This is a genomic window from Streptococcus sp. E24BD, from assembly GCF_041807825.1.
Taxonomy (GTDB): Bacteria; Bacillota; Bacilli; order Lactobacillales; family Streptococcaceae; genus Streptococcus; species Streptococcus entericus.
The window spans coordinates 20537-36235 of record NZ_JBGTZB010000001.1; the positions used below are offsets into that span (position 1 = coordinate 20537).

Here is a 15699-nt window from a genome sequence, read left to right on the forward strand (position 1 = left end):
TTATCCTCGTTTCTTTTCTACACTTCTACTTACTATGATACCAATTTCATAAATCAATAGCAAGGGTAAACTCATGATCAGGTCACTAATCACATCTGCTGGTGTTAACATCACTGCCAAACAAATCATGGCAAAATAAGCCTGCCTACGATAGCTTCTTAGGAAGCGAGCATTAACAAGACCTAGACGTGTCAAAAAGGCGATAATAACTGGAAATTCAAACAAAATAGCTAACGGCAGGGTGGTGTGCCAAACGAAAGACAGGTAATTTTGTGCTGTTATCTGGGTGATAAATAAATCATCTCCCAATGATAGTAAGACCCGAAATAAAGACGGTGTAACCAGATAAAAACCAAATGCTAAGCCTGTGATAAAACAGGCAAAAACAGCTGGAATATAGGTCAGTACCCCTCTTACTTCACTAGGTTTTAGCGCGGGACGAACATAAGCCCAAATCTGATAAGTGATGAATGGCAATATCAGGCTGAAGCTCATCAAGCTCGCCAACCGAACATAAATCCATAAAATATCATTCGGACCAAGAACCAGCAATTTTTGTTTCAGGGGACTGGTGATAAAACGATACAGTTCAGGTGACCAGTACAGACTTAGGATAAAAAATCCGACAAAGGTCAATAAGACAATGATGAGCCTTTTCCTAAGTTCGGTCAAATGCTCTAAGATACTTTCTTCTTTATGGGTCATGCTTCCCTACTTTTTATAACAAACAGGCTAACAGCGACCGCCAGAATAAGGATTATCTGCAGTAGGACAACTTCCCAGCTCGGATAAATGCCCAACCAGTCAATACTTGGCAGCCAAGTGATGTGATGGCTCGAAACCTGATTGGTCAACTGTAAGGTGTGAATGCTGACACCTAACATCTTAAAGGCTAGCCCATAAATCAACCACCCCAAAACATAAAAGAGACGGTTAATCGGCAATCGTTTGGCAGAATTCAAGAAAATGACGGTCAAAACGAGTAAGCAGGCTAGGGCTAGTCCAATACCAACCAAAAAATCAGGCAGGGAAATGTGAGGCAACATGCCTGCATAAAACAAAATGGCCTCAGCTCCTTCACGAAAAACAGCTAAAAATGATAGAAGAAACATGGAAAAGAAAGATCCTGTTGACATGACAAGAGACAGTTGTTTTGTCATATAAGCTTGCCAGGCAGTAGCTTGAGATTTACGATGTAACCACATGCCGATGGTCAGCATCATCACAACCGCAAAAATACCAATAAATCCTTCTAAAATTTCACGGTTAGCACCTGAGGTAAAAGTTGGAAAGAGCTGATGGAGCAACCAAGCTGTCACTGCGCTCGCTACTAGTCCTGCTACTGCTCCGCCATATACCCAGCGTAAGCCTTTCTTTTGCCCGACTGAGCGTAAGACACCCACTAAACTCAAAACAATGAGCAGAGCTTCAACTCCTTCACGTAGCAAAATCAACATGCTATCAAAAGGTGTATAAGCCGCTGTCGTATCAATGGTTTTTAACTGACTGATTAAGTCACGCAGGTCTTGCTGCGAATCTTTTTCAGAAAACTTTGCCATGATAATCGGTATCTGGCTTTCTACCTGACGGTACAAACTGGCATTCCTTGTGCTGACGGCACTTTCAAAGCTCGGCCAGGCAAGAATAAATTCACGCAACTGTTGTTGTCCCTTGATCAAGTTTCCCTCGTTAGAAGCTTTTACTGCTGCTTCTAGGGTGGCAATGCCTTGACTGAGACTAGAAATCGTGGAAATGGCAGCTACGTCTTCTCCTGAAACAAATGCCTTAAGCGCCGTTTCTAGCTCATTTAACTGGCTAATGATGAGTGTTTTGTCTAAAGGGTCGGTCTCGATAGCTGCTCGCAAAAAGGATAAAGCTGTTTCGATACGCCCATAATGCTTAATGGTTGGGCGAACCAGAGCCTCATGACGTGTCCAAACACTATTAAAGGCTAAAAAGGCTGTTTTTAACTCCTCTCTATCCTCTACACCGCTGATGGTTTGGCGCAGGCGCTCAAGAGCTGGAAAAACCTTGTTCTCAAATTTTTCAAGTTCGGTCTCGTAATCGACAGGATTTTGTTCCTGTTCAAACTGCAGCAACTGTTTGGATAGATTAGTGAGTTCAGCTTCTGTGATGGTTTTATCAGATAAGCTATCGGCTACTGCAACTAAAACTTCCTGACCTGCTTTAGACTTGCTCTCTTCTAAAGCAACAAATGCTTGCTGGAAATTTTCTAGCTCTGTGAGAGCTTTGTCTGCTTGATGATTTTGTAGAGCTGTTTTGGCATCGGAGATTTTGATAAAAAATTCACTGTAAGACTGGGCATGAACTGGGCTGACAAACAAGGCAAATGCCGCTATTATCAGCAACACAAGTCTATTCAAATAAGTCTTGACCAAGATAGCCTCCTTTTTTGACACCAGCAAAGCAAGCAAATAGCCCAGAACCAATATGAGTGATGTATTCATTAAGCTTATCACTGGCCCCCATCATGGTCTGGATTTTGACAAATTGGTCAGGGTCCTTTTGAAAGGAGATAAAGAGCAGACCAGACTCAAATTGCCCTGTTGTCTCGTTAATCCCGTCAGAATAGCTATAAGAACGACGATAAAGCTCCAGACCGGTTTTCTTAGCCAGATGAACATGAGAATCAACAGGAATGACAGGATTTCCTTGAGCATCTGTTTTCTCAATATCGACTGTGGCAAATTCATCAGTTTCTCCCAAGGGTGCTCCGCTAATCTTATGACGACCGAAAGTGTTTTCTTGCTCTTTCAAACTGGTCCTATCCCAGGTTTCTAAGTGCATACGAATTTTTCGAATCGCCATAAATGTCCCATCTGCCAGCCAGTCCTTACCATCGTACCAGATAATATCCTGCTGGGCTTTAGGTTTTGTTGGGTTGGCAGTTCCGTCTTTAAATCCAAAAAGGTTACGTGGTGTTTCCTTACCGTTGCCGATGGCTGTAAACCCAGACTGACTCCATTTCATGGTGACTGAACCTCTGGCTTTCCTGATTAGATTGCGAACAGCATGAAAGGCGACTTGCTCATCATCTGCACAGGCCTGAATCATGATGTCGCCACCTGTATAACGTTCCTCTAGCTGCTCACCAGGAAAGGGCGGAAACTCTTTAAAAACACTAGGAATTTTATGGGTCCAGCCTAATTTTTCCAGAAAACGTCTGCTAATGCCAAAGGTCAAGGTTAAGCGATAAGGATTTAGCCCGACGGTTTCTCCAGTATCTTTTGGCGGTAAGTGAATGTTATCTGGTTCGTCTTCGACAGCCTTACCATCAATGAGGTTCTCAGCATAGACCGTCCAGTCCTTAAAGACCTGACGCAACTGATTTCTATCTTTTGTCGCCAAATCGAGTACCACAAGGTAGATGTTTTTCTGCACTGGGCTGACGATACCGGCCTGATGACGGCCGTAAAAGGCAAAACTATCCTGACCGACCAACTCGTTTTTAACTGATTGAACCTGCTTGGTCAAGAGACCTCCGACGACTGATGAACCGACCAGTGCTCCAGCACCTGCTAAACTAGCCTGCTTGAGAAAATCTCGTCTACTCAGTTTTTTGTCGAAAAATCTTGTTTTTTTATCATCTTGAGTCATCGATGTCTCCTATTCAATGACAATCCCCATTTGAGATAGGGGTTCACCTAACTTCGTGACCGCTTCTGACAAGGCACGTGTGTCTTCCTTGGTCAAGTCAGTATAGGATTTGTAGTTGGTACCATCCGTCATGTGGCTGTCAAGTAGCGCATGTACATATGCAAATCGAGCCTCCAACTCTTTAACAAGGTCAGAATTCTTTTCTTGTAAGAGCAGACGGAAGAGGTCAAAAATCTTTTCTGCTCCCTCGATATTGGCGCGGAAGTCGTACAGATCGGTATGCGAGTAGATTTCTTCTTCACCGGTTATCTTGCTTGTGGCAACTTCGTTGAGCAAATCAACCGCTCCCGTAGTCATCATGTCTGGAGTCACATCAACTGTTGATACCTTGGCACGGAGTTCCTTGATGTCTTTGACCAACTGGTCAGCGTATTCGACCGTTCCCTCGGTCGTGTTATTTTCCCAGAGAATGCGTTCGATACGGTGAAAACCAGACCAGCCCTCCTCCGTGTTATTCTCATCGACATAGTCTACCAAACGGAAATCAATTCGAACATCCAGCTCACCGAAACTCTCTGCAATCGGTTCGCTCCGTTCATAAGCCATCCTGATAATGGGATAATGCGCTTTAGCTTCTTCAAGTTTGCCCGCTTTTAAGAGCTCCGCCCATTTTTCGGTATCCGTCAGCAGCTGGTCGATTTGCTGTTCAACAAAAGCCTGATAGTCCTTAGTAATCTGATTTAACTGGTCTTGATTATTTAGGACAACCGTCTGACCAGACGAGGGAGATGTTGCCGTCGGGCTGTTTTGAGCACAAGCTGCAAGGCTAAGGGTAGCTACTGCCAATAGGGAATAACGCAAAATATTCTTCATTGTAACCTCTTTCTAATGCTTATATTATAACGGATAGGAACGAGGCTTGTAAACCATTTCTCAAATATGAGAACTGTTATAAAATAAGCTATCTCCACTCTCTTCTATCGTGACCTTTGCCTGGCTTTTTGGTAAAATAAAGAAATGAAAAGCATTCTTAAACATTTCAAACCTTATGACTATCTTTTAATTGGGGTAACCCTGCTAATCAGCCTATCGCCTTGGTTTATTACTCTCTGGAAAGCCCAACACCCGCAACCAGCTAACCTGGTTGCTGTTGTCAAAATTAAGGGTGAAATTGTTGACCAGTTCGACCTGACTGCTGACAGCACCAATCAGACCATCACATATACCCCAAATCCTGGTCAGTATAATATTGTCGAAATCGACAGCGGGCGGATTCGGGTCAAGGAAGACAACAGTCCTGATCAGATTGCTGTTCGGACTGGATGGATTAGCCAGGCTGGACAAGTTCTGGTCTGCCTGCCCCACCAATTTCTCATCGAAATCCAAGGTCAGGCTAGCGAGGATGAGCTTATTTTACCGCGATAGCAAAAAAGCCCAAACTAGGGCTTTTTCTTCTTAACGAAACAGTCCAGCAATCAGCAAGACCAGCACATAGAGCCCGCTCCAAAGCACAAAACTCTTTATGCTCTCTATAAAAGTCTCCCGTTTGACCTGATTGGCTGAAAAACGTTTGATACTGCTCAGGTGCAAGGGAATAGCTAAGCAGATAAGCAAGCTCCACCAAGGTAACAGCCTTAGCAGAACAGCTAAAAGAAAACTCACCCAAGGCAGAGCGGACAACATTTGATAGAGCTTGACTGAGCGGTCCGGGGTCAAGTAATGCACCAAGGTGTAACGGTGATTGCGCACATCCTGTTCATAGTCGCAGATATTGTTGGCAAGCATGATATTGGCAATCAAGGCCACCAGAGGCAAGCTGATTAAGGCTAGCTCAACGAGAGGCCTGACATTGACTTGCAAGCTGAAGAAACCATCCACCCAGCCACTGCGGACAAAGTAGGTTGGGTACTGGACATAATTGGCCAAAAAGAAGATGCCAAAACCCATGGTCACTCCAGAAAAAGCTTCTCCCAGAGGCAGGCGAGACAGGGGCAGAGGACCAAAGGTATAGAAAATCCCAATCAAAAAGCAAACCATACCCATAGGCAGGAGCAACCAGTCCGTCTGCCAGACCAAGACCAGAGATAAGGCAGTTGCTAAGCCTAAAAGACCAAAGATAATTTGGACCATTCGATTATAATCGAGCCGATGTCGCCCAATGATATTATCTTCTGTTTTATAGAGTATGTCCTTAGCCTTCTTATAGTCCATCGTATTGTTGATGGCAGTGGTCGTCAAATCAAAAGTCAAGACCGCTAGGCTAAACAAAAAGGTATTGAGCCAATCCAGCTGACCGTACCAGTAACGGTACCAGAGCAAGCCCATGATCAGTGGGAAAATACTAGCCACTTTGGTCTTAAGTTCCACAAACTCTAAAAAAATTGGTAGGGTTAATTTGGTTTTAGTTGGCAAGGTGATACTCCTCGTTGCTTAATTCAAAGGTGTTTTTCAGACCATCACTAACATGAACTCCGTGGTCCTTGTCAACGAAAACAGCTTCCGCATCGTCCAGTTGGTTGATATGGGCAAGTCCTTCCTCTAAGCCCATGACAAAGAGACTCGTAGAGAGAGCATCAGCCTGGGTAGATGACTTGGTAAAGACCGTTACGCCGGAGATACTGTTGTCAATCGGGTAGCCCGTTTTAGGATTAAGGATATGGTGATATCGAACCCCATCCACTTCCAGATACCGCTCGTAAATGCCAGAAGTCACAATAGAGCTGTCGGTCTGAAGCACACTGCCAACCGTTGCTCCACGGATTTCGTCAGGGTCTTGAACACCAATCTTCCAGCCGTCAGGATTGTTGGGAGAGCTACCCATAACAATGACGTTACCTCCTAGATTGATGACGGCTGTTGTGATGCCTTTCTTGACAAAAAGATTTCTAATCTGGTCAGCAATGAAGCCTTTAGAAATGGCTCCCAGCTCCAAAATCATGCCTGCTGGAATTTTTACGGTCTGGTTGGTCTTGTCTAATTCAATTTTTCGATAGTCGATATGATTTAGCCCTTCAGTAATTTCTTCATCCGATGGTTTTCTGGCCTCAGTTGACCCAATTCGCCAGAGCTGACTGATAGCCCCGATAGAGATGTCAAAACGACCTTGGCTGGTCTTAGAGACCTCAATAGCTTCTTCTATCAGGCTAAAGGTGCGCGAATCCACCTTAATAGCCTCTTTACCTGCAGCCTGATTAATCTTGTAAATGTCGGACGTTTCTAAATTAGTGGAGAGTAGGCTTTCAAGCTCTGCTATTTCAGCCAAAGCTTCCTCCATAACCTCCTCTAGACCTTCGTGGTAGATGCTAAGGGTGACGACGGTGTGAAGGAGGGACTCGGTTCGGGTCAGGGGTGTTTTGGTGACGGTCAGACCGTCAGTGTTTTTGGTCTGGCAGGCGGTCAAGAGGGTCAAAACCAGACCTACAAGGACAAAAAAGCGTTTCATAAGATCCTTTCTTTGATAGGCGAAAAGCCCTCAAATGAGGACTTTCTTGACAATTATTTGATGATGATAGTCTCAGTTTTGCCTTCTTTAGCAGCTGCAATCAACTCAGCAATTGATTTTTTGAAGTCGTTAGAGATGGTTGTTGCGCCTGAAACTACTTCGATGTTCTCAAGACCTGGTGTTGCAACAACGCCAGCGTTAAGTTTCTCGATAGCTTCTGCATGAGAAACGCCAACTTTATCTTTCATGTTGGTGTTATACTCAGCACTCTCACTTTTAAGTTGACCTTCAGCGTTGATGTAGTCGAATTTAGACTCAACTACTTTAGCGTCTTTAACAACAATCGTGTGAGTAATTTTCCAACCGTGCTCATCTGCTTCAGCACCTTCTGCTGTGTAAGTCCCATCAACAAGAGTGCCGTTAGTTGCACCTGATGTTGCTTCTGCTGAGCTTGAAGCTACCACTGATGAGCTTGCTTCTGAAGATGTAGCGGCAGTTTCTTCTTTCTTAGCACCACAAGCAGCCAGCGTCAAGCTAGCAGCCAAAACAAGAGCACTGTTTAAAAACCATTTTTTAGACATGTATGTTCCCTTTTCTATTTGTTTTTTTACTACTTAATGTTACCATATCGTGATAAAATTGTCAAATTTTTTTCGACAATTTTGCCAAAGACTGTGAGGATATCCCCAATTCCTTGAAAGCTCGTTCGGCCTTAGCCAAATAAGCTATTTTTAACCTTCTCGTTTTTTCCAGAGCCTGACTGGTTGCCAGTTTATCCATCAAAATCTGCAAATCTTCCTCTGACCAACCGTGTTTTTGTCGCTCATTTATCCAGCCCTTAAAATCAGGATAACCAACAAAGGCATAGAGGATTGGAGCCGTATAAATACCGTTTTGCACGTCCTGAAACCGAGGTTTACCTGACTGACCTAAAGCCTGCTCATAATCTAAGAGGTCGTCCGCTAGCTGAAAGGCCATCCCCAGAGCCCGTCCTGCCTGATGGGCTAACTGGAGCTCACGAGGACTACTTCCCACTCTCAGACTACCACCTTGACAGGCTAAGGAAAATAGCAGAGCTGTTTTACCTTGGATTTGTTTGAGGTAGTCTTTGAAGGTAATTTGGAGATTGTAGTGATTGAGGAGTTGACGGATTTCACCAACTAAAACCCCATCAATCAGCCGATCTTTAAGACCGTCTGGTGATTCTTTCAGACCAAGCAGTTGTAATCCCTTGGTTGCCAAATGTCCCGCCTTAGTTAAGAGGTAATCTCCTGTGTAAATGGCTAAGCGATTAGAAGTTACCTGATGCAGGGCTTCAATGCCTCTTCTGTAACTGGCCCCATCAATCACATCATCGTGCACCAGGGTGGCCAAGTGAAAGAGTTCTAAAGCAGCAGCCAGGTAGTAACGCCCTTCCCTTAACTCTCCATCCAACTCCAAGGCGACCAGGAGGATTAGACCAGACCTCAGGTATTTACCAGGAGCGGTGATATAACGTGCTACTTCCTGTCCAATCAGACCAGGCAAACCCTTAGATTCATCCAGCATAATCTGACGAACCTTAATCAGCCCAGCCTGAACCTGAGGAAAATCATCCCAAATCGGGTGAACCATAATAACCTCTCCTTTCGTCTCTTGTCGCTTGCAGAGGGAGTGAGGGGCCAGAGATAGTATTTCATCTTTTCACCCCTTGCTCGATTACTCGGGGTGAAAAGATAAGAATAACTTGCCAATTCTTCCCCCTGTGTCTTATTTCATTAACCGCGAACCTAAGAAGGTCAGGAACCTTGTCCTAACCTTTTTACATTTTCTTTTTATCCTTATTCTGGTTGAGAAAACGCATTGCTCTGCTATTTCCCAAAGGTAATCCATAAACTATTTCTTCTGCCCATAAATGTGGCGTTCTTTACCGTATAGGAGGCGATCTAGCTGGTTACCTAGCCAAGGCATTACCCAGTAGTCCAGACCAAAGGCTTGACCAGCGCCACCCATGAGGGCGATAGCAACTGGAATAAACCAGATGTTTACCCAATAGAACATGCCCGACAGGCTGAACATAGCCACCATACCAGCGGTTATTGCAGAAATCAACCAAACAAAGAGACCAGCAATCAGAGCCAAACCGATGGCAATCTCAACGAAGACCATGAATTTTTGCATGAGAAGAGCTACTTCTTGATTAGGCATCATAAATTCCATAATGGACGCAAACCAATCTGGCATTTGTTCAAAGACCGTCATCGGGGTTTCGCCGTAAGTGTAGCTCAGGCTAAAGACTGGCTCAGCCACTTCTGCTGCTGCCATTGAGGCACTGGTTGTTGCCTCCACTGCCTGAGAAGCACCTGAAACTGTCTCTTGCAACCAAGGAAATGGAAAGACCACCTTGTCTCCCAACCACGAGGTTGTGCCGAAGAGACCAAAAGCTTTTTTCAAGCCTTCAAAAAGCCAGACACTACCGTAGAAGACCCGCAAAGGCACTAGCCAGAGACGATTGCCTTTGCTGGACAAATGGCCACCAAAGACGTTACGACGGTTTTTGACATCAAAGAACTCGTGACGGGTATAGGTCACCATGTTGTAGAGGGAGCTGATACTGAAGAAGTAAACTAGGTTGACCAGATGCTTGACCAGGGTCGCCATAAAGCCTGACAGGTGGTACTTGTCATTGAGGTAAGCCACGGCATATTTGGCACCGATAGAGACCATGAAACCATCGTACTTGCCTTCGAAAGTGTGTTTTTCCCCTCCGGTAATGGCTGCTGCAATGTTGCTAGCTGCGGTATGCCCAGTTTGCTCAGCTGCTTGAACAATCTGAGGTACTGGTCGCCCTTCCTGACTGGCATCTTCATAGTAGACCAAGTCACCAGCCACATAAACATTTTCCTTGTCCAAGGCTTCCATGCATTGGTTAGCCATGAGACGTCCAGCACGCCCTTTACTGATGTTGAAGTTTTCAGTATCTGAATTGGCCTGAACACCAGCTGTCCAAATTGATGTATAAGTTGGGATGGAACGACCTGACGCCAGATTGAGCTGATGATTGTCAACAGACGTTACCCCATCTGCCAAAATCAATTCAACACCTCTTTTCGTCAGGTACTTGGTCGCCTTCTCACGCTCCACCTCAGTCACCATAGCCAAGATGTTTGGTGTGGCTTCAACCAATTTGAGAGAAAATTCTTTTTCGTCCAAACGGAACTGTTTAGCCAAGATTGGTACCCAATCAATCAGCTCACCAATCATCTCAATCCCTGTAAAGCCTCCCCCAATAACAGTGAAGGTCAAGAGGGCACGGCGTTTGGATTCGTCATGTTCACGGCTTGCGCGGTAGCAGGCATCAATGATTTGGGCATGCAGGGCTTCCGCTGCTTCGATAGACCAGAGGGTAAAACCATTCTCTTTAACACCAGGTGTGCCGAAGTCATTGGCTTCACCCCCCATAGCTAAGAGCAGGTAGTCATAAGAAAAAGTGCCGTGCTCAGCAAGAACTGCCTTCTTATCATAGTCAACCTTGGTCACCTTGTCGGTCACTAGATCAACTTTGGGGTACTTTTTGAAAATTCGTTGTAGATCATGCTTGACCGCATCAGGTTCCACCCGACCAGCTGCTACTTCATGAAGCTCAGTCATATAGGTCATAAAGGGATTCTTGTCAATCAAGGTGATGCTGATATCTTGATTTTTCTTAAAGGTCTTTGCTAAATGGCGAGCAGCTGAAACACCAGCATAGCCAGCACCAACAATAACAATCCGTTTCATTGGGAAAAATCCTCTCTAACTATTGATAAGTTCTATTATAGCAGGTTCTCAAGAAAGAGCAAGGGAAATATTTCGACCAAGCCTAATAATAGGAGTTTTAGAGAATAATAATGGGCTTTTTTTATCTTACTTTCAATATACGCTCAACTTCCACAACAATCCTCACTTGCCTATTTGACTCAAAAGAGTTAGTATTAAAGTAAGAATAATTTTAAGTAATAATAGTTTTAGAAAGGACTGACGTGACCAAATCTATTAACAAAACCATGTTTATCACCATGTTGGCAGCACAGGCAGTGATTATCAGTCTAGTTGAGCGGACTATCCCAGCTCCCTTTGCCTTTGCACCTGGAGCCAAGCTAGGTCTAGGTAACCTGATTAGCTTAATCGCCATTTTTAGTCTCAGTCCCAAAGACAGTTTTAAGGTAATCAGCCTGAGGCTAGGTGTCTCTACTCTTCTGGCTGGGGGCTTTTCTAGCTTTCTTTATGCCTTGGCCGGAACCCTACTCAGCTACCTGGGTATGCTGGCTAGCAAACAGCTAGGACCAAGACGGGTCAGCCTAATCGGGATTTCTACTTTAGGTGGGATACTTCATAATCTTGGGCAACTCCTGGTCTTCTCAATCTTAGCGCGATCTTTTGCCCCGCTGAACTACCTCCCTATCCTAGCTTTTTCAGGTATCCTCTCAGGATTTGTCGTTGGTCTAGCTGGTCACTTCCTCCTCAAAAAAATTGCACCTCTACGCACCTATTATCCTGAACTAGCCAAGACTTGGCTGTAGTTATTTTTTAGGAAAATAGCTGATTAGTAAGGATGTACTCTACAAAAAAACTGAGATAGATTCGCATAACTGCCAGTCAGCCCTGCGAACCTGTCTCGGTTTTTTCTTTATGAGATTAGTTTTTCTTCTCAATCGGTGCTAGGCTGGCGAGCAGTTTTTTGAGACCGATTTCTGGGAACTTGATTTTGAGTTCTTGGTTGCTGCCTGTGCCCGTGACTTCAAGCACTAGACCTTGCCCCCATTTGCGGTGAATGGCAACATCTCCCACCTGCCAATCAGTTGCGTTGGTGTCTGGCTGACCGACACTTGGTCGAACAGGCTGTCCGAAGGTGGCTGGGCGAGCCTGAGCTTTGCGAGTTTGCAAGGCTTGAGATAAACTCATCCCTTGACCAAACTGGGTTGCTCCGCCATTTGCAGAAGAGGCAATAAAAGACGTGTGGGCTGGACGTGCCAGTCCCTGATAATCCAGCAGATCCGCTGAAATCTCGTTAAGGAAGCGACTAGGACGGTTGTAGCCCAGCTTACCAAAGAGGGTGCGGGCGTTGGCGTTGGTCAAGTAAAGCTGAGTCTCAGCTCGAGTGATGCCGACATAAGCTAGACGGCGCTCCTCCTCCAGCTCCTCAGGGTTTTCAGTCGCACGACTGAGCGGAAAGACGCCCTCCTCCATGCCGATAAGAAAGACCAGCGGAAACTCCAGTCCCTTGGCCGCATGAAGGGTCATGAGGGTCACCTCAGCGCTCTGACTGTCGCCATCATCGGTGTCTGCAATCAGGGCCAAGTCATTGAGAAAGCGACTGAGTTTATCAATCCCTATCTCTTCTGTCGTTTCTTCCTTGTCGTCAAAGTTCTTAGTCACCGAGAGAAATTCTCGGATATTTTCTACCCTTGCCTGACTCTCCAGCGTATTTTGTAACTCAAGGGCGGACAGGTAACCTATCTTGTCAAGAACGGTCTCCACTAACTCAGTCAAACTATAATTGTCTAATCGGTCACGGAGGTTGAGCAAGAGATTACCCAGCTCAAAGAGAGCTTGAGCGGCCTTGCCCTTGATGCCAGATAGCATAACCTGACTAGCCCCCTCCAGCAAGGATAGGCCAGCTGGATAGGCAAAATCGCGGAGCTTGTCCAGCGTGCCCGGCCCCACACCACGCTTGGGTTCGTTGACAATCCGTTCAAAGCTCATGTTGTCGGCCGGGTTAGCAATGACATTAAGGTAGGCGATGAGGTCTCGTATTTCCTTACGGTTGTAGAATTTGGTGCCGCCGACCATGGTGTAGGGAATATCGGCCTTTAACAGGGCTTCCTCAATGGTACGAGACTGGGCATTCGTCCGATAGAGCACAGCCATATCCTTGAAAGACCTGCCGTCCTGTCTGACAGCTTGATCAATCTGGCTAGCGACAAAAATTGCTTCCTCATGCTCATCACGCGCCCGATAATAAACCAACTTGCCGCCGTCATCATTTTGCGTCCAGAGTTTCTTGTCCCTGCGATTGCGATTATTTTTGATGACCTCGTTAGCTGCCTGCAAGATGGTCTTGGTTGAGCGGTAGTTCTCCTCCAGGAGCACCACCTTAGCCTCAGGATAGTCCTTTTCAAAATCTAGGATATTCTGCATATCCGCACCCCGCCAGCCGTAGATGGACTGATCTGCGTCTCCGACCACACAGATGTTGCGAAAACGAGAGGCCAAGAGCTTAACCAGCTGGTACTGAGCATGGTTGGTGTCCTGATACTCGTCCACGTGGATATACTGGTAACGGTTTTGGTAATAGCTGAGCACCTCAGGTTGTTCGTCAAAGAGGCGCAGGGTCACCATAATCAGGTCATCAAAGTCCATAGCCTCGCTGCGGCGCAGTTCAGCCTGATAGAGCTTGTAGCACTTGGCGACCATTTGTGTGTAGATATCGCCAGCCTGCATCTCGTAGGCCTTGTCATCCAGTAAATCATTTTTAGCATTGGAAATGGTACCTAAAATCGCGCGTTCATTCCATTTTTTCGGATCCAGATTGAGCTGTTTGAGGATACGCTTCATCAGCGTCCGCTGCTCACCAGGATCAACGATGGTAAAGTTGCGACCATAGCCGATTTTGTCTCCCTCACGGCGCAAGATTCTCACGCACATGGCGTGAAAAGTGGCAATCAAGGTATCCGCTGTCGCTGGATTGAGGGCCATAGCACGCTCTTTCATCTCGCGTGCGGCCTTATTGGTAAAGGTGATGGCGAGAATGTTCCAAGGTGCTACACCGACCTCATCAATCAAATAAGCGATACGATGGGTCAATACCCTGGTCTTACCAGAGCCAGCCCCAGCCATAATCAAGAGCGGTCCTTGCGTTGTCTGCACAGCCTCTGCCTGTTTGTCATTCATTCCGTTTAATAATGGGTTCATATTATCCTCATTTCTTTGTCTTGAAAATTATAGCACATTTCCAACAGGAAAAAAAGAATGGCACAAGCGATTTGCGTCATTTCGTGCTATAATAGTCTCATGACACATCCTAGTAAGAACCTCAAGTTAGCGGAGCGTGGACCGCTGATTAGCATTGTGACCTATCTCATTTTAGCGATCAGCAAATTGACCGCTGGGTATTGGTTAACATCATCGTCATTGATTGCCGATGGCTTTAACAACCTTTCAGACATTCTGGGAAATTTGGCCATCCTCATCGGACTAAAAATGGCACAGAAACCAGCCGACGGTGACCATAAATTTGGGCACTGGAAGATTGAAGATTTGGCCAGTCTGGTTACTTCTTTTCTGATGTTTGTGGTGGGGGTTCAGGTTCTGGTTCAAACAACTAGAGACATTGTCGCTGACAGCCCTGTGACAGCTGACCCTCTAGGCAGTCTGGTCGGCTTGGTCTCAGCTGGCGTCATGTTTGCCCTCTACCGCTATAACAAACACCTGTCTCAATCCCTAAAGTCGGGCTCACTCCTAGCTGCTGCCAAGGACAACCTCTCAGATGCGGTGACTTCGCTTGGAACCAGCTTAGCTATTGTCGCCTCAACCCTCAAGTTTCCCCTATTCGACAAACTCGTTGCCTTGGTTATCACGCTTTTTATCCTCAAAACCGCCTATGAGATCTTCAGCCGCGCTACCTTTAGTTTGTCGGACGGCTTTGACGACCAGCACCTGACTCAGTACGAAACGGCTATCCTCCAGTTGCCTAAGGTTTTGGCAGTCAAATCCCAAAGGGGTCGAACCTACGGTTCGAATGTGTATCTGGATATTGTGCTGGAAATGCACCCCGACCTATCGGTTTACGAGAGCCATGAGGTAACTGAACAGGTCGAGCAGCTCCTACGTGACCAGTTTGGTGTCTACGACATTGACATTCACGTCGAGCCTTCTCCTGTTCCTGAGGACGAAGTCTACGAGAATGTTTACCACAAGCTCATTAAACTGGAAAAAACTGTCCTCTCTAAAATCCCAGATTACGAGAACTTGTTGACAAGTGAATTTAGATATGTTGATTATACTGGTCAAGTCCTTTCAGCAAGAGACTTTGACCATGATAAACCGTCTATTGGCAACGACATGACGGCTATTGAACTAGTCTCTATCAGTCAGAAAACCAAACTCCTGACCTACGAGCTGGACGGCTGTCATCACAGCTCCCTCTGGCGACGGCATGAAACCTGGCAACTGATGTTTCATCAGGTAACACAAATCCCTCGTTAAGTAACCTTAGCGAGGGATTTCATATAGCGTCATCGTAAAACAGCTTCTGCCACGGCTTGTTGAATCTGGATGACACTGTTATCGCTCTTGAATTGGAGAATTTCAGCCGGTTCTGCTGCCGAGGAAATCCAAATTTTCAACTCAGAGTCAAGGTCAAAATGACCAGAGGTTTCAACAGTAAAACGTGAAATGGAACGATACGGAATGGACTTGTAAGAGACTTTTTCCCAGTTACTCCCTGTTTATCCACTAAAATTAAACGTTTCTCTGTAAACACAATCAAGTCTCGAATCAGGCTAAAAGCCAGGTGTACCTGTTCGTTTGGAATGAGAATGTCTGCTAAGTCGCGCTCGACCTTATCGTTGTCACGTTGGGACGCATTGCCTAAAAGTCCTAAAAATAATCCCATTGTT

General features: G+C 45.6%; 13 protein-coding genes and 1 pseudogene. 3 read left to right on the plus strand and 11 right to left on the minus strand.

Annotated features, from left to right (window positions below):
* The 4 genes from tatC to efeO are packed head-to-tail and all read right to left on the minus strand — an operon-like array spanning position 1 to position 4491.
* On the minus strand, positions 1 to 705 hold the full coding sequence (tatC, locus tag ACERC5_RS00100) for a twin-arginine translocase subunit TatC (RefSeq protein WP_373658436.1): 705 nt from the start codon (positions 703 to 705) through the stop codon (positions 1 to 3).
* On the minus strand, positions 702 to 2399 hold the full coding sequence (locus ACERC5_RS00105; protein ID WP_373659848.1) for an FTR1 family protein: 1698 nt from the start codon (positions 2397 to 2399) through the stop codon (positions 702 to 704). The genes tatC and ACERC5_RS00105 overlap by 4 nt, the downstream gene beginning before the upstream one ends.
* Positions 2377 to 3618 (minus strand): iron uptake transporter deferrochelatase/peroxidase subunit, encoded by a 1242-nt coding sequence (gene efeB, locus ACERC5_RS00110; protein ID WP_373659850.1) that lies wholly within the window; start codon positions 3616 to 3618, stop codon positions 2377 to 2379. The genes ACERC5_RS00105 and efeB overlap by 23 nt, the downstream gene beginning before the upstream one ends.
* 9 nt (positions 3619 to 3627) lie before the next feature.
* The gene (gene efeO / locus ACERC5_RS00115; protein ID WP_373658439.1) at positions 3628 to 4491 is read right to left on the minus strand and encodes an iron uptake system protein EfeO; all 864 of its coding nucleotides are present in this window, start codon (positions 4489 to 4491) and stop codon (positions 3628 to 3630) included.
* A 144-nt stretch (positions 4492 to 4635) separates the two neighbouring features.
* Here efeO and ACERC5_RS00120 point away from each other — a divergent pair, with 144 nt between their 5' ends.
* A complete protein-coding gene (locus tag ACERC5_RS00120) occupies positions 4636 to 5043 on the plus strand; it encodes a NusG domain II-containing protein (protein ID WP_373658440.1) in 408 nt (135 codons plus the stop codon).
* A gap of 30 nt (positions 5044 to 5073) precedes the next feature.
* Here ACERC5_RS00120 and ACERC5_RS00125 read toward each other — a convergent pair whose 3' ends face one another.
* The 5 genes from ACERC5_RS00125 to ACERC5_RS00145 form a co-directional block, all read right to left on the minus strand.
* The gene (locus tag ACERC5_RS00125) at positions 5074 to 6030 is read right to left on the minus strand and encodes a 1,4-dihydroxy-2-naphthoate polyprenyltransferase (protein ID WP_373658441.1); all 957 of its coding nucleotides are present in this window, start codon (positions 6028 to 6030) and stop codon (positions 5074 to 5076) included.
* Positions 6020 to 7060, minus strand: coding sequence for an FAD:protein FMN transferase (locus ACERC5_RS00130; protein ID WP_373658442.1), 1041 nt, complete (start codon positions 7058 to 7060; stop codon positions 6020 to 6022). The genes ACERC5_RS00125 and ACERC5_RS00130 overlap by 11 nt, the downstream gene beginning before the upstream one ends.
* A 53-nt stretch (positions 7061 to 7113) precedes the next feature.
* Positions 7114 to 7641: an FMN-binding protein gene (locus ACERC5_RS00135; protein ID WP_373658443.1), complete on the minus strand. Its 528-nt coding sequence runs from the start codon at positions 7639 to 7641 to the stop codon at positions 7114 to 7116.
* 61 nt (positions 7642 to 7702) lie between these two features.
* The gene (locus ACERC5_RS00140; protein ID WP_373658444.1) at positions 7703 to 8674 is read right to left on the minus strand and encodes a polyprenyl synthetase family protein; all 972 of its coding nucleotides are present in this window, start codon (positions 8672 to 8674) and stop codon (positions 7703 to 7705) included.
* A 261-nt stretch (positions 8675 to 8935) separates the two neighbouring features.
* Entirely contained in the window at positions 8936 to 10819 is a 1884-nt protein-coding gene (locus ACERC5_RS00145) for an FAD-dependent oxidoreductase (protein WP_373658445.1), read from the minus strand.
* Between the two features lie 266 nt (positions 10820 to 11085).
* Here ACERC5_RS00145 and ACERC5_RS00150 point away from each other — a divergent pair, with 266 nt between their 5' ends.
* Positions 11086 to 11601, plus strand: coding sequence for a Gx transporter family protein (locus ACERC5_RS00150; protein ID WP_373658477.1), 516 nt, complete (start codon positions 11086 to 11088; stop codon positions 11599 to 11601).
* Positions 11602 to 11716: 115 nt separating this feature from the next.
* Here the strand turns inward: ACERC5_RS00150 and pcrA are convergent, their stop codons facing one another.
* Positions 11717 to 13993, minus strand: coding sequence for a DNA helicase PcrA (gene pcrA / locus ACERC5_RS00155; RefSeq protein ID WP_373658447.1), 2277 nt, complete (start codon positions 13991 to 13993; stop codon positions 11717 to 11719).
* Between the two features lie 99 nt (positions 13994 to 14092).
* Here pcrA and ACERC5_RS00160 point away from each other — a divergent pair, with 99 nt between their 5' ends.
* A complete protein-coding gene (locus tag ACERC5_RS00160) occupies positions 14093 to 15286 on the plus strand; it encodes a cation diffusion facilitator family transporter (RefSeq protein WP_373658448.1) in 1194 nt (397 codons plus the stop codon).
* A 29-nt stretch (positions 15287 to 15315) separates the two neighbouring features.
* On the opposite strand, the pseudogene ACERC5_RS00165 reads toward ACERC5_RS00160, so the two are convergent.
* Positions 15316 to 15695 (minus strand): annotated as a pseudogene (locus ACERC5_RS00165) (PH domain-containing protein).
* Positions 15696 to 15699: the final 4 nt, after the last annotated feature.